19 protein-coding genes are annotated in these 22108 nt (G+C 68.9%); 6 read left to right on the forward strand and 13 right to left on the reverse strand.

Annotated features, from left to right (window positions below):
* Positions 1 to 37: 37 nt before the first annotated feature.
* From VMT40_RS02530 to VMT40_RS02540, 3 genes are all read right to left on the reverse strand, one after another.
* Positions 38 to 802, reverse strand: a complete 765-nt coding sequence (locus VMT40_RS02530; RefSeq protein ID WP_326356356.1) for an energy-coupling factor transporter transmembrane component T family protein — start codon at positions 800 to 802, stop codon at positions 38 to 40.
* Positions 799 to 2916, reverse strand: a complete 2118-nt coding sequence (locus VMT40_RS02535) for an ABC transporter ATP-binding protein (protein WP_442789888.1) — start codon at positions 2914 to 2916, stop codon at positions 799 to 801. Before VMT40_RS02535 ends, VMT40_RS02530 begins: the two co-directional genes overlap by 4 nt.
* 129 nt (positions 2917 to 3045) lie before the next feature.
* Positions 3046 to 3672, reverse strand: coding sequence for a TetR/AcrR family transcriptional regulator (locus VMT40_RS02540; RefSeq protein WP_326356357.1), 627 nt, complete (start codon positions 3670 to 3672; stop codon positions 3046 to 3048).
* A gap of 87 nt (positions 3673 to 3759) precedes the next feature.
* Between VMT40_RS02540 and VMT40_RS02545 the strand changes: the two genes are divergently transcribed.
* The 3 genes from VMT40_RS02545 (at position 3760) to VMT40_RS02555 (ending at position 5407) form a co-directional block, all read left to right on the forward strand.
* On the forward strand, positions 3760 to 4761 hold the full coding sequence (locus tag VMT40_RS02545; protein ID WP_326356358.1) for an SDR family oxidoreductase: 1002 nt from the start codon (positions 3760 to 3762) through the stop codon (positions 4759 to 4761).
* Between the two features lie 134 nt (positions 4762 to 4895).
* The gene (locus VMT40_RS02550; RefSeq protein ID WP_326356359.1) at positions 4896 to 5096 is read left to right on the forward strand and encodes a hypothetical protein; all 201 of its coding nucleotides are present in this window, start codon (positions 4896 to 4898) and stop codon (positions 5094 to 5096) included.
* Complete coding sequence (locus VMT40_RS02555; protein ID WP_326356360.1) at positions 5093 to 5407, forward strand: type II toxin-antitoxin system PemK/MazF family toxin; 315 nt, start codon at positions 5093 to 5095, stop codon at positions 5405 to 5407. Before VMT40_RS02550 ends, VMT40_RS02555 begins: the two co-directional genes overlap by 4 nt.
* Before the next feature lie 69 nt (positions 5408 to 5476).
* Here VMT40_RS02555 and VMT40_RS02560 read toward each other — a convergent pair whose 3' ends face one another.
* From VMT40_RS02560 to VMT40_RS02575, 4 genes are all read right to left on the reverse strand, one after another.
* Positions 5477 to 7825, reverse strand: coding sequence for an ATP-dependent DNA ligase (locus VMT40_RS02560; RefSeq protein WP_326356361.1), 2349 nt, complete (start codon positions 7823 to 7825; stop codon positions 5477 to 5479).
* 159 nt (positions 7826 to 7984) lie between these two features.
* Complete coding sequence (locus tag VMT40_RS02565) at positions 7985 to 8284, reverse strand: antitoxin (RefSeq protein WP_326357164.1); 300 nt, start codon at positions 8282 to 8284, stop codon at positions 7985 to 7987.
* A 35-nt stretch (positions 8285 to 8319) separates the two neighbouring features.
* Positions 8320 to 9441 (reverse strand): MBL fold metallo-hydrolase, encoded by a 1122-nt coding sequence (locus VMT40_RS02570; RefSeq protein ID WP_326356362.1) that lies wholly within the window; start codon positions 9439 to 9441, stop codon positions 8320 to 8322.
* 41 nt (positions 9442 to 9482) lie between these two features.
* The gene (locus tag VMT40_RS02575; RefSeq protein ID WP_326356363.1) at positions 9483 to 10208 is read right to left on the reverse strand and encodes an enoyl-CoA hydratase; all 726 of its coding nucleotides are present in this window, start codon (positions 10206 to 10208) and stop codon (positions 9483 to 9485) included.
* An 82-nt stretch (positions 10209 to 10290) separates the two neighbouring features.
* Between VMT40_RS02575 and VMT40_RS02580 the strand changes: the two genes are divergently transcribed.
* Positions 10291 to 11421 carry an FAD-dependent oxidoreductase gene (locus VMT40_RS02580; RefSeq protein WP_326356364.1) on the forward strand — a complete coding sequence of 377 codons (1131 nt, stop codon included), beginning with the start codon at positions 10291 to 10293 and terminating at the stop codon, positions 11419 to 11421.
* An 18-nt stretch (positions 11422 to 11439) separates the two neighbouring features.
* Here VMT40_RS02580 and VMT40_RS02585 read toward each other — a convergent pair whose 3' ends face one another.
* From VMT40_RS02585 to VMT40_RS02610, 6 genes are all read right to left on the reverse strand, one after another.
* On the reverse strand, positions 11440 to 12297 hold the full coding sequence (locus tag VMT40_RS02585) for an aldo/keto reductase (RefSeq protein WP_326356365.1): 858 nt from the start codon (positions 12295 to 12297) through the stop codon (positions 11440 to 11442).
* 63 nt (positions 12298 to 12360) lie between these two features.
* Positions 12361 to 13911 carry a carboxyl transferase domain-containing protein gene (locus VMT40_RS02590; protein ID WP_326356366.1) on the reverse strand — a complete coding sequence of 517 codons (1551 nt, stop codon included), beginning with the start codon at positions 13909 to 13911 and terminating at the stop codon, positions 12361 to 12363.
* Between the two features lie 56 nt (positions 13912 to 13967).
* Positions 13968 to 14570, reverse strand: a complete 603-nt coding sequence (locus tag VMT40_RS02595) for a GTP-binding protein (protein WP_174391578.1) — start codon at positions 14568 to 14570, stop codon at positions 13968 to 13970.
* Positions 14551 to 14925, reverse strand: a complete 375-nt coding sequence (locus VMT40_RS02600) for a DUF742 domain-containing protein (RefSeq protein WP_033085504.1) — start codon at positions 14923 to 14925, stop codon at positions 14551 to 14553. The genes VMT40_RS02595 and VMT40_RS02600 overlap by 20 nt, the downstream gene beginning before the upstream one ends.
* A 7-nt stretch (positions 14926 to 14932) precedes the next feature.
* Positions 14933 to 15346 carry a roadblock/LC7 domain-containing protein gene (locus VMT40_RS02605; RefSeq protein WP_029930951.1) on the reverse strand — a complete coding sequence of 138 codons (414 nt, stop codon included), beginning with the start codon at positions 15344 to 15346 and terminating at the stop codon, positions 14933 to 14935.
* Positions 15343 to 19146 (reverse strand): ATP-binding protein, encoded by a 3804-nt coding sequence (locus VMT40_RS02610; RefSeq protein ID WP_326356367.1) that lies wholly within the window; start codon positions 19144 to 19146, stop codon positions 15343 to 15345. The genes VMT40_RS02605 and VMT40_RS02610 overlap by 4 nt, the downstream gene beginning before the upstream one ends.
* 339 nt (positions 19147 to 19485) lie before the next feature.
* Here VMT40_RS02610 and VMT40_RS02615 point away from each other — a divergent pair, with 339 nt between their 5' ends.
* On the forward strand, positions 19486 to 21621 hold the full coding sequence (locus tag VMT40_RS02615) for an AMP-binding protein (protein ID WP_326356368.1): 2136 nt from the start codon (positions 19486 to 19488) through the stop codon (positions 21619 to 21621).
* Between the two features lie 78 nt (positions 21622 to 21699).
* A complete protein-coding gene (locus tag VMT40_RS02620; protein ID WP_326356369.1) occupies positions 21700 to 22086 on the forward strand; it encodes a hemophore-related protein in 387 nt (128 codons plus the stop codon).
* Positions 22087 to 22108: the final 22 nt, after the last annotated feature.

Below are 22108 nucleotides of genomic sequence, written 5' to 3' on the forward strand. Positions count from 1 at the left end.
CCACCGACGCTTCGAATAATTTTCGGCTCGAGTCGTACTAAAACAGCAGTTCGACAGCGGCACCCAGGCCGCACATCAAAGCCACCACCAGCAGCGCCACCGCATCGGCGCGCCCGGGTGCGCCGGGGCGGGCGGTGAGCTCGCCGGTCCCGCCGCGGGTGGTGATGGCCTCGCCGAGTTCACCGGCGCGGCGGGTCGAGACGGCCATGCTCGCGGTCAGAATGTCGACCAGCGGGTTCTCCGCCGCGCGGTGCAGCAGCGAATCCTTCGGCCGCAGTTTGCGGGCCGCGCGCAGGATTCGCATCTCCTCCAACAGCAGGGGCAGCCCGCGCAGTGTCAGGGCCACCACCACGGCCCACTCGTCGACCGGGATGGCGTGGCGGACGCCGTGGCGGGTCCAGCCGATCTTCTTCAGCGGCGCGCCGAGTTTGGCCAGCGCCGGGGCGATCTCACCCATCGGGGTGGTCCAGGCGACCAGGAAAGAGGAACCGAGCAGCAGGAATCCGAACAGCACGACCTGCGCGTACCGCAGCAGCGCCGAGGCGCCGACGGGCGCGTTGATGGCCGCGCCGATCGCAATGCCGATCCACACCACCCAGGGGAAACGCGGCAGCGTGCCCAGGGGCAGCTTCGCGAGCAGGAAGACGCCGATCAGGAATGCCGTGGCGAGGCCGAGCAGCCACCAGGACGGAATGAACATGAGCAGCAGGCTGAAGGCGAAGACACCGATCATCTTGGTACCGGCCCAGAGTCGATGCACCGGGCTGTCGACCGGGACCTCGCGGAGAACGACACTGCTCATCGGATGCCTCCGCTGAAATCGTGGGCCGGGTATCGCGTTGTGGCGGCGTCGTTTTCGATCAGACGCCCATCGCGCAGATGCACGGTGCGGTCGCACACCGCGGCCATGTCGGCAACATCGTGGGAGATGACGATCAGGGTGAGACCCGAATCCCGTAGTCGGGCAAGCAGTTCCACCACCCCGGCGCGTCCCTCCGGATCGAGTCCGGCCAGCGGCTCGTCGAGCACCACCACCTGCGGGTGGCTCGCCACGATGGCCGCCAGCACCACCCGTTTGGCCTGGCCGCCGCTGAGTTCTTCGATGGACCGGGAGGCCAGCGCGCGATCCAGACCGACCGCGTCGAGCGCCTTGGCGACCGCGTAGGTGCCGCGCCCGCCCCAGTCCTCGATCTCCTCGCCCACGGTCTGGCGCTGCAGTTGCAGGCGGGAATGCTGAAACGCCAACTGCACGGCCCCGATTCGCTTGTGCACAGGGCGGGTGCGGGTGAATTCGCGCAGCTGGCAGGTGCCCGCCGTGGGCACGGTGAGTCCGGCCATGATCCAGGCCAGGGTGGACTTCCCGGAACCGTTGCCGCCCACGACGAGCAGGGCCTCGCCACGCCGCACACTCAGGTCGATGCCGTGCAGGGCCGGAGCCTCCCACGGGGTGCCGCGGTTGTATGTGTGTGCGACGCCGCGTAATTCGAGCACGGTGTCGCCCATCGGGCGGCGACGCGGATCGCCGAGCGGACGCGGCCACGCGGGCAGATGCTCGACGGCGCGACCGTCCGCCAGGTGGACCACGCGGTCGGCGGCGGCCGCGTCGGCCTCGTGGTGGGTCACCAGCACGACCGCCATGGGGTGTCGTCGGGGCAGGGCGGCCAGCAGGGCGACCAGGTCGCGGCGGCCGTCCGGGTCGATCATCGAGGTGGCCTCGTCGGCGATGAGCAGCGTGGGCTGCCGGGCCAGGGCGGCGGCCACGGCCAGGCGCTGCTGCTGACCGCCGGACAGGGTGGCGGTCTCGCGGCCGCCCATCCCGGCCAGTCCGACCTCCGCGAGCAGGCCCTCGATATCCACCTCGGCGGCATAGTCGGTGGGCAGGCCCCACACCACGTCATCGGCCACGAGCACACCGAGGGTCTGGCTTTCGGGTCGCTGCAACACCATCGCGGTGCCGCCGCGCACGCCCAGGCCCGCCGCGCCCGGCCGGGTGACGGTGCCGCTGGTCGGCGGTCGGCCCGCGAGAATCCTGGTGAGCGTGGACTTCCCGGACCCGTTGTGGCCGACGATCGCCACGAACTCGCCGATATCGACGGTCAGATCGATGCCGTGCAGGGCATCGGCGCGTGCCGTCGGGTAGCGAAAGGTGACCTCCCGCAAGGTGACCGGCAGCGGCGCCACCGGTCGATCGTCGGCGGGCGCGTCCAGCAGATCATTGCGGCCGGGCAGCCAGGTCAGCCGATCCAGCACCGAACCGAGCACGAACCAGGAGAACACGCCGCTGCCCACCATCGCCGCGACAATGCCACCGCCGACGAACGCCCACCACCAGTGCAGAACGGTACTGGTGAGGTCGGCGACGGCCCGGCCCAGCGGTTCCAGCGAAGACTGCCGCGCCGCAAGGTTTTCCACGCCCTTGGCGGAATTGCGAATGGCGTCGAAGAGCAGATGCCGCGATCGGGCCAGCACCAGCAGCATGCCGACGGTCAAGGCGGCCATGATGGTTCCCGCCAGCGCCGAGAGCGCCACCACCGCGGGCAATCCGCCGCGCCTGCGCTTGACGGTCCCGATGATCCCCCCGATCACCGCGACCCCGACCAGGTTCTCCGCCGGGAGCAACCCGGCCGCCACGAAGGTCACCAGCGTCCCCGCGACGGTGGTCGCCAACTGCGTCCGAAATCGATACCGATGCGCCAGCAACCCCATCGGCACCGCCGCCACCAACTGCAGCGCGGCCGCGAACGGCACCAGGGACCCGAGGGTCACCAGCGCGACGGTCGCCCCACCCAAGACGGCCGCCGCCGCCAGTTCGATCGGCCGCAAAGCCCCCGTGGGCAGCGCCACCCTGGAACTCCCGGCGCGGGACACTCCAACCTGGTCACTCAGGCCACCGCGAATCCGGTACGAATCGGTCACGCCTACCAGTCTGCCGTGCCCGACCCCCTACCCACGGCGACCTCTCAACATCTCCACAGACTCGGGGCACCACACCCACAACTCGACCAGCCGGTCTCCGATTGATGTCGGGCCGTCGATCCGCGTCCGTCACGCCGGGCCTCGGGTGTCGATGAGGTCGGCGAAGATTCGGGTGATGCGGGCGGTGAGGGCTTCGGGGGTGGTGCCGGATTGGGTGGCGCGGAGGGCGAATTTGCCGTCGACGGTGAGGGCTGCCATGCCGTGGGCGAGGGACCACCAGGCCAGGGCCATGGTTTCGGCGTCGGCGGCGGGGAGGAAGCCGGAGGTGACGGCGTCGGCGACGGTGGACTCGAGGACGGCGAAGGCGGCGTCGCCCGCGGCCTCGGTGTCGGGGTGTTTGTCGGGTTGGGAGAGTTCGGGGCGGAACATGATTTGGAAGTAGGCGGCGTGGTCGCGGGCGAAATCGACGTAGCCGATGGCCATGGCGATGAGGGCGGCGCGCGGGTCGGGGGCGTTGTCGCGGGCGGATGTCATTGCCGCGCCGAGGATTTCGAAGCCGCGGGCGGCGAGTGCCGACATCAGGGCGGCCCGGTCGGCGAAGTGATGGTAGGGCGCGCCGGGGCTGACGCCCGCCTCGCGGGCGACCTTGCGCAGGCTCACGGCGGCCAGGCCCTCGGACTCGATCAGCTGCAGGGACGCGCGCAGTAGTTCCTCGCGGAGGTCTCCGTGGTGATAGCGGTCCTTGGTCGGCGGCATGGGACGACTGTAAGGGGTTGACGGCTCACGGCCCCGCAATCTATACATTGTTCAGATTCTAAACACTGCTCAGATTGGGGTTCGACCATGTCCGATCTCGTGCTCGTCACCGGCGCCTCCGGCTTCGTCGCGGGCCATGTCATTCAGGAACTGCTCGGTCGCGGCTATCGGGTGCGCGGGACGGTGCGGTCGGTCAAGCGCGCCGCGGAGGTTACGAAGGTGCTGCCCGGGGTCGAACTGGTCGAAGCCGATCTGGGCTCGGACACCGGCTGGGCCGAGGCGGTCGAGGGCTGCCGGTACGTGGTGCACACCGCCTCGCCGTTCCCGTCCACCGAACCGAAGCACGAAGACGAACTGGTTCGGCCCGCCGTCGACGGGACCCTGCGCGTGCTGCGCGCCGCGGCCGCGAGCGGCGTCGAACGGGTGGTCATCACCTCGTCCATCGCGGCGGTCGCGGTCGGGAACGAGGGCCGTACGCTCACCGAGGCCGACTGGTCCGACACCGCGCGGTGCGACGCCTACCAGAAAAGCAAGACCCTGGCCGAGCGCGCCGCCTGGGACTTCGTGGCCGAGCACCCGGAAATCGAACTGGCCGTGATCAATCCGGGCATGATCATCGGCCCGGTGCTGCGCGGCGAGGCCGGTACCTCGGTCGGGGGCATCCGGACCGTGCTGGCCGGTGACATGCCGGGTGTGCCCCGCCTCAACTTCGCCACCGTCGATGTCCGCGATCTGGCCGTCGCGCACCGGTTGGCCATGGAGGTCCCCGAGGCCGCCGGGAATCGCTACATCTGCGCCGGACCCGAGGTCTCCTTCCCCGCCATGGCGGAGATCCTCGCGCAGCGTTACCGCGTCACCACCCGCGTCCTTCCCGACTGGCTGGTCCGGTTGGTCGGGCGTTTCAACCCCGATGCCCGCCTCGCGGCCCGATTCCTCGGCCGCCACGAAATCCTCAGTGCCGCCAAGGCCGAGCAGGAACTCGGCTGGCAGCAGCGCCCGCTCGCCGATTCCCTCTTCGACACCGCCGCCAGCCTGATCGAATTCGGCCTGGTCACCGACCCGGGCTCGCCCAAGGCCCGCGCCGCCTGACACCGCGCTCCCTCACCTCGCCTATCGGCCCTCGCCGCCGCTTGGACCTCCGGACCCTCCGCCCTGCGACAGCCATAAATCTAGGCCGAAAATAGCCACCACCTGCTGTAGTACAAATCGTGTACAGTATTGATATGAGCATTTCATTCCGACCCACCGATGTAGATCGAGCCAAGTTAACCAAGCTAGCGCACCCCGGCGAGAGCCAATCCGACGTCTTGCGCAGAGCGCTCGACGCCCTCGACCAGCTCGACTGGGAACGCGACGCCCAAGCCGCCGCGAGCGCCATCATGGCCTCGGGTGAGAACCTCAATGACGAACCGGACGCCTGGTGAGCTATATCCGCGGTGCAGTGCACCGCATCGACCTCGGCAACGGGCGGGGGCACGAACAAGGTGGCCGACGCTACGGTGTCGTACTGTCGGTCACCGAATGGTCCATGGTCACGGTGGTTCCCACATCAACCTCGGCACAGCCCAGTCCCTTCCGACCCGAAATCGAAATCGGCGGCACCCCGACGCGCCTGTTGGTCGATCAAATGCGTGCTCTCGACGTGGCCTACATGAAGCCGGAGATGGTGGACTTCCTCACCGCGGCCGACCTCACAAAGCTCGAGACGGCAATCCGCCGCTACCTGCGGCTATAGAATTTCGCGGCAGTACCCTCCGGCGTCTCCCGGATTTCGAGATGGCGGTCACCCGGCGGCTCGAAAACGTCAGTCGGAGCTGGGAATCCAGGCCGGATGCCAGAGGCGTCCGGTCTCGGTCCAGTTCTGGAAGCGGACCGTCCCGGTGAGTTTCGGGCTCACCCACACCGCGTCCTTGCGCTCCTCGGCGGTGAGCTCATTGCCGAACGGACTGGTCTTGCGCTCGAGTCGACGCAGCCGATCGGCCAGATCGTTCATCTCCTGCTCGCTGAAGCCCGTGCCGACCCGCCCCAGGTAGTACAGCTCCCCGTCGTGCGGCACTCCCACCAGCAGCGAGGCGAATTGCCTGACCTCCGAACGCCGATACCCGCCGACCACCACCGACAACGTCCGCCAATTCCGGGTCTTGATCCACGACTGACCGCGCCGCCCGGGTAGGTAGATCGAGTCCCGACGCTTGGCGACCACGCCCTCCATGCCGTGATCCTGGCTGTAGCGCAGGGCTTCCGCGCCCGAACCCTTCAGCTGCTGCGGCACGATCAGCGAACGCGCCTGCCCGGCAAGGGCTTCCAACACCCGCCGCCGATCCTCGTAGCGCTTGCGCACCAGCGACGTGCCGTCGAGATAGAGCAGGTCGAAGGCCAGGAACACCGCCTTGGCCTTGTTCTCGCGCAGCAGACCGAGATTCGCGCCGCCGTGATCGTCGAAGACGACCGCCTCACCATCGAGCACCGCGCTGTGGCCGGACAGCTCCGCACCCAGCCCGGCCACGCCCGGATACTTTCCGGTGACCACATGCCCGGCGCGCGAGCGCAGCGTCACCGCGCCGTCCTCGATCTCGGCGATCAGCCGGAATCCGTCCCATTTGGTCTCGAACGCCCAATGGTCGGCATCGAGTGTGGTCACGTCCCCCGGCGTGGCCAGCATGGGCGTCAATCCGTGCGGCATCGGCGCGGGCGTGCGCCTCGCCGAAACCCTTTCTCCCCCATTGCCTTCCGAGCCCGGCCGGGTCTGGTCCTTCATCAGGTGCATGAGCCACTGATTCCCATTGGTCTGAATCAGCGCGTACCGCCCGTCCAGCCGCTCACCCCGCAGCCACACGATGACCTCGTCGTCACGCCACTTCTCGGTCTCGTAGGTGCCGGTATCCCAGATGGTCATCTCACCACCGCCATACTCCCCCTTGGGAATCGACCCGTGAAAGGTGAGGTACTCCATCGGATGATCCTCGGTGTGCACGGCCAGGCGATTCTCGCCGGTATCGGTCGGCGGCCCCTTGGGTACCGCCCAGGACACCAGCACGCCATCTCGTTCCAGCCGCAGATCCCAATGCAAGCGCCGGGCGTGATGCTCCTGCACCACGAATCGATCCCCCGACCCCGCGGCTGGCGGACCCGACGGCACCGGCTCGGGCGTGCGTTGCGGATCGCGCTTGGACCGATAGATCTCGAGCCGGTCCGGAGTCCCCTCCGACTCATCGACCGCGTCCGGCTCCGTCTCGTCTGCCGCCTCCCCCTCGTCAACCGGCTCCGCCTCGCCGATCGCCTCCGGCAGTGGCTCGTCCAGCCCCGCGAGCAGATCCCCCTGCTCCTCCCAGCGCCGCAATACCTCCTCGAACCGCAAGTGCCGCAACCGCTTTGGCTTCTCGATCTCCTCCCACGCGCGCGGCGCGGCCACCCACGGCTCGGCCCGCCCGCGCAGCGAATACGGCGCGATGGTGGTCTTGGCCGGATTGTTCTGACTCCAGTCCAGGAACACCTTCCGGTCCCGCGCGGCCTTGGACATGTTCGCCGTCACCAGTTCCGGGCGCAGCTGTTGCAGATTGGTCGCCACCTGTTTGGCCACCGCCGAGGCCCCGTTCGGCCCCAGCTTGCGGTCCAGTGGCACGTAGACGTGAATTCCCTTGGAGCCGCTCGTCACCGGAAACGCTTCCAGCCCCACCTCACGCACCACATCCCGCAGGATCAGCGCCACCTCCGCGCACTGCGCCAGCCCTGCCCCCGGCCCGGGATCCAGATCGAACACCAGGCGCGTGATGTCCCCGACCTCGGCCCCGTCGAAACGCCATTGCGGCACATGCAATTCCAGCGCCGCCTGCTGCCCCAGCCACGCCATCCCCGCGACACTGTCGATGAGCGGATACGTCACCGGCCGGTCGGAATGTTGAACCGTCCTCCGCTCCAACCACTTCGGCGCGTGCTCGGCCAGATTCTTCTCGAAGAAGGACTGCTCCTCCACCCCGTTCGGCCACCGCTTGCGCGTCACCGGCCGCTCGGCGATATGCGGCAGCAGGGCCGGGGCGATGGCCGTGAAATAGTCGATGACCTCCCCCTTGGTGGTCCCGGTGGCCGGATACAGGACCTTGTCGAGGTTGGTGAGCCCAACCTCGATACCCCCGAAATCCTTGCGGGATCCCATAACAGCAGTTTAGGTCCGTCCACCGACAAAACCAGGCAAGCTGGCGGACCCGCGAAAAGCCAACGGGCCGTTCGGGGTCAGCAGCGGTGATCCCGAACGGCCCGTGACAACGAGCTTTCTGAGCCGGAGGCTCTGCCCTACGGAGCCGGAGGCTCTGCTCTAGGGAGCCGGAGGCTGCTCGCCCTCCGGGGCGGGTTCCGGAGCCGGGGCCGGTTCCGGGGCGGGTTCGGCCGCCGCCTCGGCGGGTGCGGGCTCGGCGGGGGCCTCGGCCGATGCCGGAGCCTCGGTCGGGATGGCGTTCTTGACTGCCTCCGTGCCCTTGTCGATCTGGGAGGAGAACTTCCCCCCGGTCTTCTCGTCGATCACATGCCCGGCCTTGTCGACCGCCTGCTCAATCTTCTCGGCGTTTTGGGCCGCCACCTCTTTGCCCTTGCCGACCAAGCCTTTGAGCGTGTCCATGAAACCCACAGCCCTGCTCCTTCAATCTCGGTCCGTTATTGGCGAACATCTTCCCACCACGCCTCCCGTGGCGGCTGAGCAATCGGGTCGATCCGCTCCCCCGGCTTCGGCACGGCGATGCGTGTCCCGGCCGCCGCAGCCGCCTCGACCAGCCGCGACACCGGCTCCGACCAGCCGTGGAAGGCCAGGTTGAAGGTGGCCCAGTGGATCGGCACCAGCACCCCGTACCCCGGATCGCCGACACACAGATCGGCGTGGGCGCGCACCGCCTCCTCGGGATTCATGTGCACGTCCGGCCAGTGCCGGTCGTAGGCCCCGATGGGCAGCAGCGTCAGATCGAACGGCCCCAGCCGCGCGCCCGCCTCGGCGAAGGCCTTGGTGTAGCCGGTGTCGCCGCCGAAGTAGACGCGCCGCGTCGGCCCGGCGATCGACCAGGACGCCCACAGCGTGGTATTGCGCACCAGCCCGCGCCCGGAGAAGTGCCGCGCCTCGGCGCAGGTGATCACCAGATCGGTACCGTCACCGTGCGCCCGCTCCAGCTCCGACAGCGAAACCGAAGCGGCCCAGTCCAATTCGACAATGCGCTGCTCGGGCACGTCCCAGTGCCGCAGATGCGCGCCGATGCCGATCGGCACGATGAACGGGCAGTCCTGGCTCGCCACCAGCCCGGCCACCGTCTCGCGATCGAGATGGTCGTAGTGGTCGTGCGAGATGAGCACGGCGTCCAGCGGCGGCAGCTCCGACAGCGGCGACGGCACCGGATGCAGCCGGGCCGGACCCACCAGCGGCGACGGCGAAACCCGTTCGCTCCACACCGGATCGGTCAGCACCCGATACCCGTCCACCTCCACCAGGCAGGTGGCGTGCCCGTACCAGGTGACCGCCAGATCCCCGGCCTGGGCGGGCAGTTCCGGCGTCACCAGCGGGATCTCGCCCGGCGGGCGGCCATTGTTGCGCTGGGTGACCAGCTGATAGATCAGTTCGAACGGCGACCCGGTGAGCTGAGAACTCGGCTCGGTGTTGTGGAACTGCCGATTGCGATAGCTTCGCGCGCCCCGAGCCGTCGGCGCGATCGCGGAAATGGACGCGCCCATGGCGGTGGGAATGCCCCACGCCGCCCGGACCAACCAGGAAATACCGAATGCACCCGCAGCCATACCCACCAGTTTCCGCGCATTCGCGGTCCCGCGCTGCCCGTTCATCGGCCCTCGAACTTCGCAGCCCGCTTCTGCTGGCGTGCCGCGCGCGCCTCCTGCGCGTCGTCACTGCGCCACGCCGCGTCGAGGGCGGCGCTCTGCTCGGCGGTGTCGGGGCCGCGGGTGTCGTCGTCATTGAAGACCAGCTTCATGTGCCGCAGCGACAGCGGCGCGAGCTCGGCGATCTGCTTGGCCCAGGCCTGTGCGTCGGCCAGGGTGCCGATCTTGTTGGCGAAACCGAAGCCGTAGGCGTCGGCGGCGGAGACCCGCTCCGCGCCCAGCAGAATGGTGCGCGCCGGGCCGGGCCCGATCAGGTTCGACAGTCGCCGCACGGTCCAACGGTCAACGGAGATACCGAGTTTCGCCGCCGGAATGGCGATGAACGAATCCGCCGTCATGACCCGAAGATCCGAGGCCAGGGCCAGTTGCACGCCCGCACCCAGCGCCCCGCCGTTGATCGCCGAGATCACCGGCACCGGAATCGTCTCGATGGTGCGCAACATGGCGAGCAGCCCACCCAGGAAGCTGTCCGAATACACCCCGTCCAGATCCGCGCCCGCGCTGAACAGCGGCCCCTGACCGGTCAGCAAGATCACCCGCGCCGAGGTCGCGGCCTCCTCGAGCGCCGCCCGCAGACTCCCGATGAGCTCCTCGTTCAGGGCGTTCCGGCGTTCCGGACGCTGCAATTCGATGGTGACGACCTCACCATCGCGGCTGACTCCGAGCATCTGTCCCTTCCCCACTGCGCAACTCACCTGCCCTACCTACCGATGATCGGCTTTCACTCTAAGTGGGCGTACCGTCGGGTCGGTGACCGCAACACCCGATGTCGACATCCTCGTGATCGGTGCCGGGCAGGCCGGATTGTCGGTCGGCTTCCACCTGCGCCGCCTCGGCCTGCGGCCGGAACGCGATTTCCTGATTGTCGATCACTCGCCCGCGCCGGGCGGGGCGTGGCAGTTCCGGTGGCCGTCACTGACATTGAGCACCGTCAATCGGGTGCACGATCTGCCGGGCATGTCCTTCGCCGAGACCCTGCCCGAGGGTTCGGAGAACGCCCAGGCGGCCACGGCCGTGCCGCGCTACTTCGCGCTCTACGAGGAGCGTTTCGACCTGCGGGTGCACCGGCCGGTGTCGGTGACCGTGGTGTGCGACCGCGCCACCGCCGCCACCTGCCCGAACCAGGAGGTCGACGGGCTGCTGCACGCGGAGTGCAAGCCCACCGAGACCCTCAAGGTGCGCGGTCTGGTGAACGCGACCGGCACCTGGGACAAGCCGTTCATTCCGTACTACCGGGGCGCGGAAACCTTCGCGGGCCGACAGCTGCACGCCCACGACTACCGCACCGCAAGGGAATTCGAGGGCAAGCACGTGGTCGTGGTGGGCGGCGGCATCACCGCCGTCCAACTGCTCGACGAGATCTCGCAGGTGACCGACACCACCTGGGTGACCCGGCGCGAACCCGTCTTCCGCCGTGGACCTTTCGCCCCCGAGGACGGCCGCGCGGCCGTGGCCATCGTGGAAGACCGTGTGCGGCGCGGACTTCCGCCCGGCTCGGTGGTGTCGGTGACCGGTTTGCGCGAGGACCCGCGAGTGAAGGCCATGCAGGCGCGGGGCGTGCTCGACCGCCACCCCATGTTCGACCGCATCGAACCCGACGGAATCCGTTGGGCGGACGGCACTTTCCAGCGCGCCGATGTCATCCTGTGGGCCACCGGATTCCGCAGCTCCCTCGACCATCTGGCCCCGTTGCGACTACGCGGGCCGGGTGGCGGCATCAAGATGGCCGGTCACCTGGCGACTCAGGTCGACGCGGATCCGCGTATTCACCTAATCGGCTACGGACCTTCCGCGAGCACCATCGGGGCGAACCGCGCGGGCCGCGCCGCCGCCGTCGAATTGACTTCCTACCTGGGCATTCCCACGCGCGCCGCGGTCTGAGTCCCGCGCGGCGGCGGATCAGGCGGGTGCGTCCATGTCCATGAGGTCGGGGTCCGCGCCCTGGCGTCCGTCCTTGTCGATGCCCGCGATCTGCGTCATCTCGCGGCCGGTGAGCTCGAAGTCGAAGATCGCCAGATTCTCCGCCATGCGCGCGGGGTTCGTGGACTTCGGAATGGCCACGTTCCCGAGCTGCATGTGCCAGCGCAGGATGATCTGGGCGGGCGTGCGCCCCAGCTTGTCGGCCAGCGCGATGATGACCGAATCGTTGAACTCCGCGCCGCGCCCCAGCGGGCTCCACGCCTCGGTCACGATGCCGTGCGCGGCGTGGAAGGCCCGCAGCTCCGACTGCGCGAAATACGGGTGCAGTTCGACCTGATTGATCGCGGGCACCTCCCCGGTCTCCCCGATCAGCCGCTCCAGATGCCGCTTGGTGAAGTTGGAGACGCCGATCGAGACCACCCGGCCCTGCCGCTTGAGCGCCTGCAGCGCGCGAAAGGTGTCGACATAGCGATCGGCCGACGGCACCGGCCAGTGGATCAGGTACAGGTCGAGGGTCTCGAGCCCGAGCCGCTTCATGCTCGCGTCGAAGGCGCGCAGGGTGGCGTCGTAGCCGTGGTCGGCGTTCCACAGTTTGGTGGTGATGAAGACCTCGTCGCGCGGCAGGCCCGACTCGCGAACGGCGCGACCCACGGCGTCCTCGTTGCCGTAGAAGGAGGCGGTGTCGATGCTGCGGTAACCGAGTTCGAGGGCGGTCGAGATGGTGTCGGCGGCCTGCTCCCCGGCAACCTTGTACACACCGAAACCGAGCTTCGGCATGACCTGCCCGTCGGCCAGGACGATTGCCGGAATTGCGCTGGTCTCACTGCGGTAGTTCACCACTCCGACCGTAGCAAACCGGACAGGTCAGTTAACTTTCAGCGTGTTGAGAAATCAGAACGATCAGGACGGGAGACCGAGGCGGCGGTAGCGCCGGTGTCGCTCCGCCGCGAGCTTGTCCATCGACTGCGCGGTCAGCCCCGCCAGCTCCTCGGCAATCGCGGTGACCACGCGCTGCGCGAAGTCCACCGATTCCTCGGCGGCGTCGGGGTACTCGTGCACGATGCGGTCGACAATGCCGTCGGCCTCGAGGTCCACCGCGCGAATGCGCTGGGCGGCGGCCAGGTACGGGGCGTGCCCGATGTCGCGGTGGACGATGGCGCTGGCACCCTCGGGCGGCAGCGGGGCCAGCCAGCCATTGGCGGCCGCCAGCACCCGGTCGGCGGGCAGCAGCGCCAGCGCGCCACCGCCGCTGCCCTGGCCCAGCAGCACCGACACCGTCGGGGTGTCCAGCGTGACGAGATCGGCCAGGCAGCGGGCGATCTCGGGGGCCAGGCCGCGTTCCTCGGCCTCGCGCGAGAGGGCCGCGCCCGCGGTGTCGATCACCAGCACCAGTGGAACCCGCAACTCCGCGGCCAGGTGCATGCTGCGTCGCGCCTCCCGCAGCGCCGCCGGACCCATGGTGTGCTCGGGCGACTGACCCGCGCGATCGTGGCCGAAGACCACGCACGGCTGCCCCCGGAAGCGGGCCAGTGCGTGCGCGACGGTGCGGTCGAGCTCGCCCTGCCCGGTGCCGGACAATGGAACTCGATCGGTGACATGGCGCAGCAGCTCGCGAATCCCGGGCCGATCCCCGCGCCGGGAGATCAGCACCGTCTGCCAGGCGTGCACCTCGGCGGTGTCCCGCACCGCCGGGCCGCCGCGCTCCTGCGGTCCCGCCAGGAACGAACCCCGGCCGGACTTGGGCGGCGTTGCCTCGCTTCGACTTTCGGGCAGCGGCAGCGGTCCGTCGCAGAGCACCGTGAGCGCGCGATGCGCGATGCGCCGGAACACCGACACCGGCACCACACCGTCGATAACGCCATTGCGGTAAAGGTTTTCGGCCGTCTGCACACCTTCGGGGAACCGCTTCCCGTACAGCGCCTTGTACACCCGCGGCCCGAGGAAGCCGACCAGCGCGCCCGGCTCGGCAAAAGTCATGTGCCCCAACGAACCCCACGAGGCGAACACCCCGCCCATGGTCGGGTCGCGCAGGTACACCAGATACGGATGCCCGGCCGCCTTGTGCACGGCGAGGGCACCCGCCACCTTCACCATTTGCACGAAAGCGACTGTGCCCTCCTGCATTCGGGTGCCGCCGGAGGTCGGCGAGGCGAGCAGCGGCAGACCGAGCTCGGTCGCCCGTTCCACCGCCGTCACAATGCGTTCGGCCGCGGCGACGCCGACAGACCCTGCGAGAAACGCGAATTCGCACGCGATCACGGCGACCCGCCGTCCGCGCAGCAACCCCTCCCCGGTGAGCACCGCTTCATCGGTCCCCGCCGTTGCCGCAGCAGTCAGCAACTCGCGGCCATACTGCGGCGATGCCGCCACCCGCACGGGCGGATGATCCCAGCTCACGAAGGAACCGGGATCCAGCAATTCGCCGAGCAACTCCCGCGCCGAGATCGTCACAGCGCGAGCCTAACCGGCCCCGTCGTCAGTACGGCCGACGGCGGTGGCCGGGTGTGTCAGTATCCCTGCACGACCTTGCGCAGCGCGTATTCGGTCACCGCGACCAGGGCCTGCTTCACCGGCTCTCGACGACGCGCGTCGATCGAGAGGATCGGCACGTCCGCGGGCACCGCCAGGGCCTGGCGGATGTCCTCGACCGGATACCGTGGCGCATCGTCGAACTCGTTGATGGCCACCAGGAAGGGTAGGTTGCGCGCCTCGAAGTAGTCGACGGCGGCGAAACTGTCCTCCAACCGGCGAGTGTCGACCAGCACCACCGCGCCGATGGCGCCCTTGATGAGGTCGTCCCACATGAACCAGAAGCGGTACTGGCCGGGCGTACCGAACAGGTACAGCACCAGGTCGTCGGCCAGGCTGATGCGGCCGAAGTCCATGGCCACCGTGGTGGTGGCCTTCGACGGGACCCCGGTCAGGGAGTCCACGCCGACACTGGCATTGGTCACCAAAGCCTCGGTGCGCAGCGGAACGATCTCCGACACGGCACCGACCAGGGTGGTCTTGCCGACACCGAAACCACCGGCCACGACGATCTTGGCCGACGTGGGCTTGCTGGTGCGCGTGTCGACCTGTGTCGTCGAATCAAATACGCCGGAGTCCACTGAGAACCCTTTCGATCAGCTCGCGACGTTCATCGTCGCTGGAATCGTCTTTCAATGTCGCCGATACCCGCACGTGTCCGGCATCGATGAGGTCGGCGACCAGCACCCGCGCGACACCGAGCGGAATGCCCAGTCGCGCGGCCACTTCGGCAACCGACGGCGATTCTCTGCACAACTCCACGATTGACGTCTCGATATTGGTGAGTTCGAACTGCCGCTCGAGGGCGACCGGATGCGATGCGACGAGCGCCTCCAGGGCGAGCTCCACCTTCGGCCGGGTGCGACCGGCCGTCAGTGAATAGGGGCGAACCAAGCTCGGTTCGGCGCTCCCAACGCGTTCGTTGTCTATGTCCATCCCGCCATCAGGAACCCATCGTGACGCGAGGTGTGGCCTGCACCGTCTGGCCCACTCGCTCGACCAACAACGCCATCTCGTATCCCACCTGGCCGATATCGCAGGACGTATTCGTCAGCACCGCCAGGTACGAGCCGTCACCGACCGCCATGAGCAGCAGGTAGCCGTGTTCCATCTCGACCACCGACTGCAACACGGTGCCGCCCTCGAACAAGTTCGACACACCCACCGAGAGGCTCGCGAGCCCCGCGGTCACCGCGGACAGCTGTTCGGCACGGTCCACCGGCAGCTGCGCACTCGCGGCCATCAAAAGGCCGTCAGCGGATACCAGAACCGCGTGCGCAACGCCGGGAACCTCATTGGCGAAATTCGAAACCAGCCAATCCAGCTGACGCTTCGTACCACCTAGATCGGGGTTCATCGGTCTCCTTTATCTCCGGTTAGGTTCATTGCTCTCATGGCGCGGCCATCCCGGACGCCCTGCTGGTGACGACTCAAGCTTGACCTGATGGATTCTGGGTCCCGGTGGGCTGCCTTGTCAGCGTTTCCGTTCACACCGCCGGGCACAAGTCGGTTACCCGGGTCACGCTGCGGCAGACCGGCCGCGGTTCGCTTGTCCGGCGTGGCCTCGACGGCACGCCGCGCGGCCTGCCAACCCTCATCGCCGGGTGATTCGAAGGAGGCGGCCACCTGGGACCGGTCGGCATTCGGATCCGACAGCCACGCCGACATCATCTCCGCGAAGATCGGCGTGCCGCCCATGACCGAGTCGCCGCCGGAATCGGCTGGCTGCAAACGGGTCTGGAAGAACGACGCCGCCTTGGTCGGATTCGATTTGAAGCTGTGGCGTCCCGGCTCCTTGACACCGTCGGTGCCCCGCTGCGGCAGGCCGACACCCGGGATCGGGGCCGGGCGCTGCGGCAGCACCGCACCCGGATCCCGCTGGGGCAGACCGTTCGCACCGCGCTGCGGGAGCGGACCATTCAGCGGATCCGACAACGGATCCGGCTTGGCACCCCGCTGGGGCAGTCCACCCGCGAGCGGATCGCGCTGAGTCAGGCCGCCCGACAACGGATCCGCTCCGGGGGCACCACGCTGCGGCAGACCACCCGCGGAATCCCGCTGGGCCGCTCCACCTCCCAGCGCCTGACCACCGGCCGCGGCACCGCGCTGCGGCAGTCCACCCGCCGCGGGGTCACGCTTGGGCAGGCCGCCGTCGCGCGGCGGGATCCCATCGCGCTGGCCCGCACCACCGCCGAGAGCCTGACCCGGCTTCTCCGAATCCTGCTGCGGAGCCGAACCATTGGCACCGTCCCGCTGCGCGGCGGCACCGCGCTGCGGGAGTCCACCCGGACCCCGTTGCGCCGGAGCGCCATTGGCGCCCGGCTGACGGGTCGGCAGACCACCCGGCGCGGCGTCGCGCTGCGGAAGACCACCCGAGGCCGAATCCCGCTGCGGGAGACCACCGGCGGCGGGCTCACGACGGGTCGGACCCGAATCGCGCTGCGGCGCACCCGGAGCGCCATTGGCACCCGGCTCACGGGTGGGCAGGCCACCCGGGGCCTGGCCACCGGCCGCCGGACGCGGCGGCTGGCCGACACCGGGTTCCCGGCCCGGCGCACCATTGGTGCCCGGCTGACGGGTCGGCAGACCGCTCGGACCCGAATCCCGCTGCGGCGCGGGCGCGCCATCGCGAGGCGGAAGTCCGACGGAGGGATTGCGCTGCGGCATCGCACCCGACTGACCGGGCTGCGGCATTCCCCCCAGACCCGGACCGCGCGGCGCGGCCCCCGGCTCCCCCGGTGCGCCCGGTCGCGGCGGCATGCCGCCCGGAGCACCCTGACGCTTGAGCATATTGGCGGCCAGACCGCCTCGCGGCTGGGCCGGGGCATCGCCCTGGCCACGCTGCGGCAGACTCGCACCCGGCTGTGCCGCGGGCGCGGACGGACCGTGCGCACCCGGATCCCGCTGAGGTAGTCCGGTGGGTCTCGAGCCGCCCGGGGCGGACACGGTGTGCTTGACGGTCGGACCGTTCACGCCGGGCTGACGCACCGGTAGACCGCCGGGCACCTGGGCGCCGGGCTGGCGGGTGGGTAGACCGGTCGCGGCGCTCGCCGCGGCCGGGGTCGGGCTCGGGGCGGCACCGGCCGCCGTGCCCGCCGGAATCGGCCCGCTCCCACCGGGATCCACGGTGACCATGACATTGCCGGTCGCCGTGCGGGTGACCGCGCGCATCTGCATGGAGGACGGCGCACCGGCCTGGTTGCCCGCGCCCGCGGCGGCGGGCTGCGGACGCTGCGGCACGTCCTGCGGCTGCGGCGGCACCGAGATCGGTCCGCCCGCCGACACGATCAGCGGCTTGGGCACGTGCACGGTGACCGTCACGCCCGGATCGCGGGCGGTGTCGAAGGTCGGGCGCAGGCGCACGGTCAGGCCGTGGCGCTCGGCCAGGCGGCCGACCACGAACAGACCCATGTGGCGCGCGGTGTCCGGGCCGACCTCGGCCACGGCCTCGAGTCGGCGGTTGATCTCGGCCATTTCGGCCGGGGGCATACCGATACCGCGGTCGGCGACCTCGATCAGCAGACCCTGATCGTGGGCCTGGGCGAAGGTGAACTTGACGTCGGTCTCCGGCGGAGAGGCGCGCAGCGCGTTGTCCAGGAGCTCGGCGAACAGGTGCGCGAGGTCGGAGGCGGCGGGCTCGACCAGCGAACCACGCGGCGTGGCACCCAGTTTGACGCGTTCGTAGTCCTCCACCTCGGAGATGGCGGCGCGCAGCACGTCGGCGATCTCGACCGGCGCGGACTTGGTCCGGCGCTGCTTGGTACCGGCCAGAATGAGCAGGTTGTCACCATTGCGCCGCATGCGGGCGGCCAGGTGGTCGAGGCGGAAGAGGTTCTCGAGCAGGCGCGGGTCCTTCTCGTCGTACTCCATCGCCTCGATGAGCGAGAGCTGATGATCGACAAGGGACTTGGAGCGCCGGGCCAGGGTCTCGAACATGTCGTTGACCTGGGTACGCATGGCGGCCTGGTCGGCCGCGAGGCGCAGCGCCTGACCGTGGATGTCGTCGACGGCGCGCGCGAGCTGGCCGATCTCCTCGTCGGTGTGCACCGGCATCGGTTCCAGCGGAACGTCTTCGGGGTCCGCGCCGTCGCGCAGCGCGGAAACTTCCTGGCCAAGGTCGTATTCGGCGACGCGCAGGGCGGCCAGGCGCAGACGGCGCAGCGGGACGATCATCGCGCGCGCGATCAGCACGGCCAGCGCCATGGCGCCGAGGATGGTGGCGATGACGATGATCGAGTACCGGATGGCGCCGGAGCGGGCGCTCGAGGCCAGATCATCGACTCGGGAAACGATGTCCTTGGTCGCACCGGTGGCGATGGACTGGTAGCCGTTGATGCTGGCGACCAGGGAATCCTTCAGTTCGGCGACCGGCAGCTGACCGGCCTGCGCCTGCGGTCCGTTGACCAGCTGGACGCGGGTGTCGGCCTGGCGCTGCAGTTCCGCGATGGTGGCGTCGCCGTCCGGGAAGCGGTGGGCGAGCACGGCCAGCATCTGCCGCTCGGTATTGACACCGATCTGGATGTCCTTGAGGCCATCCTTCACGTTGTTGCGTAGGGCCTCCGCCATACCGGCGACCTCGTTGAACAGCATCCACCGGGAGTTCAGCGAGTCGACCAGGCGCAGCTTGGACTGGTCCACGTTCTTGTCGGCGACGCTGGCCACGATGTTCTCCACCGTGCGCACGCTGTCGCCACGAATCCGCTCGACCTGGGTCACCGTGTCGGGAATCGACTTCGACGGGGCCAGGCCCTGGGCCCGGATCGCCTTGGCGCCCACGATCATCTCGTCCAGCGCCTGCCGGGCGCTGGGCATGTCACTCAATCGCGCGGCGGCCTTCTCGGCGAAGGAGATCGCCGTATCCAACTGCGCGAGTTCCGGGTCCGAGGTCAGCGACTGGTTCGGGCCCAGCATGATCATCTGGCCGGAGGCGACCTGGGCCGCGTCCGCACTGAGACCGGTGATCGCCGGGATCACCCCGACGTGGTCGGTCGCTGTCGAGAGTCGGCTCGAGTCCGCGAACTCCGCCGAAATCCTGGACGCTCCCAGCACAACCGCGACCAATAGCGGCACGGCGAGGACCGCCGTGACCTTCCATCGCAGGTCCCAGTTGCTCAGCGCCCAGCGCTTATTGCTGCCGGACCTAGCGGCGTCACGCATCTCCCACTCACTTTCCAAACTGGCCCCAGCCACGCGCCATCAGCGAGCCTCCGCGATCGCACGCTGGGCTCGTCAGGCAGAGCTGACCGAGAACTGCGGCTGGCCGAGAAATTGCGTCCATGACGGCCGAAATATGTGACATGCGATTCTAACGGATCAATAACTTCTTGTGTGACCTCTTGGCAACCACCGGTCCCTGACCTGCCGTTTGCAGGCAAACTTAAAGGTCGCGGCGTCCGCCCGGACGTCGCGTGAAGTCTGCCACAATCAGGTCGATCTATCGAGGCGGGCATCTCAGCGCATCTCAAGGACACAAGGCGGAGCTAGGGAGTCACCGGGTTGAACGCGAAGCAGGAGTACCGACCGGCGTATCAGCTGAGCCTGGTCGATCCCTCGGAGTTCTGGCGGGACGCGGCCGAATCCATCAGCTGGGATGTTCCACCCACCCAGATTCTCGACACCGCGGCTCGTCCGACGGCGCGCTGGTTTCCCGACGCTCGCCTCAACACCTCCTACAACGCACTGGATCGTCATGTGCGCGAGATCACAACTCCAGACGGCACTTCCGGCGGTCAGGAGGGGGGTCGCGCCGATCAACCGGCCCTAATATACGACTCCGCTATGACCGGGTCCAGGCGGATCTACACATATCGGGAGCTGCTGGACGAAGTCGCCCGATTTGCCGGATCCATGCTGCGATTGGGCGTCAAGACCGGTGATCGGGTCGTCATCTATATGCCGATGATCCCGGAAGCCGTGGTGGCCATGCTGGCCTGCGCCCGCATCGGGGCTGTGCACTCGGTGGTCTTCGGCGGGTTCGCCGCGCACGAGCTGGCCGCGCGTATCGACGATGCCGAACCTGTGCTGATTATCACTGCCTCCGGCGGACTCGAGCCCGGCCGCCGCATCGAATACCCGCCCATCGTGCTGGCCGCCCTCGACCTCGCCAAGACCACCGCGCCTCGCACGGTCCTGGTCAAGCAGCGAGAAGGCTTCCCCACCATTCGTTTTCCCGCCGAGCAGGCGGCCACCGAGCACCTGCCCGCCTCCACCGAGACCGTGGTGGCGCGCTGGCTCGATTGGGACGAGGCGCAGATCGGGGCCGAACCGGCCGAACCGGTCTCGCTGGCCGCGACCGATCCGCTCTACATCCTCTACACCTCCGGAACCACCGGAAAGCCCAAGGGCGTGGTGCGCGACAACGGCGGGCACGCGGTCGCGCTGGCCTGGTCCATGCGCAATATCTACGAGGTCGCGGCCGGGCAGACCATGCTCACCACCTCCGATATCGGCTGGGTGGTGGGCCATTCCTACATCGTGTACGCGCCGCTGCTGGTCGGGGCGACCACCGTGCTCTACGAGGGCAAACCGATCGGGACCCCGGACGCGGGGACGTTCTGGCGATTGGTGGACGAGTACAAGGTGGACGTGATGTTCACCGCACCAACGGCTTTGCGGGCCATCCGCCGCGCCGACCCGGACGCCGCGGCCGCCCACCGCCACGATCTGTCCTCCCTGAAGGCGCTGTTCTGCGCCGGTGAGCGCCTGGACCCGGCCACCTACGAGTGGGCCGTGGAGACGCTGCTGGCCGAGTATCCGCAGTGCCCGGTGGTGGATCACTGGTGGCAGACCGAGACCGGCTGGCCGATCTGCGCCAATCCGCTCGGGCTGCAGCAGCTTCCGATCAAGGCCGGTTCGGCCTCGGTGCCGGTGCCCGGCTACCGGCTGCGGGTGCTGGACTCCGAGGGCAATGCGGTCGCGCCGAATACGGAGGGAAACATCGTCATCGGGCTGCCGCTGCCGCCCGGGACGCTGACCACCCTGTGGCGCGACGACGATCGGTACGAGCGCTCTTATCTCTCCGCCTATCCCGGCCACTATCTGACCGGGGACTCCGGCTTCTTCGACGAGGACGGCTACCTCTATGTCCTCGGCCGCAGCGACGACGTCATCAATATGGCCGGGCATCGACTCTCGGCGGGCGGGATCGAGGCGGCCATCGCCGGGCATCCGGCCGTGGCCGAGACCGCGGTGGTCGGCATTCCGGATGAGCTGAAGGGTCAGCGGCCCATCGGCTATGTGGTGTTGAAGACCGGGGTCGACCTCGAGCCCGAGCGCTTGCGGGCGGAGATCATCGAGCGGGTGCGCGAGCGCGTCGGCGCGATCGCCACCCTCTACGACGTGGTCGCGGTGACCGCCCTGCCCAAGACCCGCTCGGGAAAGATCCTGCGCCGCACCATGCGTCAGATCGCCGCGGGCGACTCCTACGAGGTGCCGCCCACCATCGACGACGCCGCCATGCTGCCCACTTTGGAGAAGCAGATCCGCGACGCGGTCACCCTCATGGAGGACAAGGAGCGCATTGCCGCCGCCGAGGCCGCCTCCGCCGCCACCATGCCCATCACCCGCATCGATCCGGCCGCCCTCGACACCGGTCTGGCGGCGCCCGCCACCGATCCCACCGCCCAGGGCTGACGCGCTCGGGGTCTCCCCTCAAGGTTTTCTCAGACTTGGTTCATCGGCCTCCCATCCGCGTGCTTTAGCGTCGGGCGGATGAACTTCATCCGTATCCGCCGTGCCGGTGTCCTCCTCGGAGCTGGCGCGGCGGCCGCCGTGGCCCTCGCCCTCGCGCCCGCCACCGCCTCCGCGTCCCCCGCGGATCTGGTTGCGCCGCTGCTCAACTCGACCTGCACCTTCAACCAGGTGGATGCCGCCCTGCACGACAAGGCCCCGGCGCTGGCCTCGTTCCTGGACCAGAATCCCAGCTACAAGGACGAATTGAGGGCCAAGTTCGAGCTCTCCCCGGCCGAGCGCCAGGCCGAACTCGACCAGTATCTGAAGGACAACCCGGACGCCGCCAACCAGGCGGCCAGCGACCCGCGCGCCGGTGGAATCGCCGCCGCCATCCAGCAGGTCGCCGACTCCTGCCACAACTACTGAGGCAGCGGCTGCCAAAATGGAG

Origin of the sequence: Nocardia sp. CDC160 (assembly GCF_035818795.1) — a bacterium.
Classification (GTDB): Bacteria; Actinomycetota; Actinomycetes; order Mycobacteriales; family Mycobacteriaceae; genus Nocardia.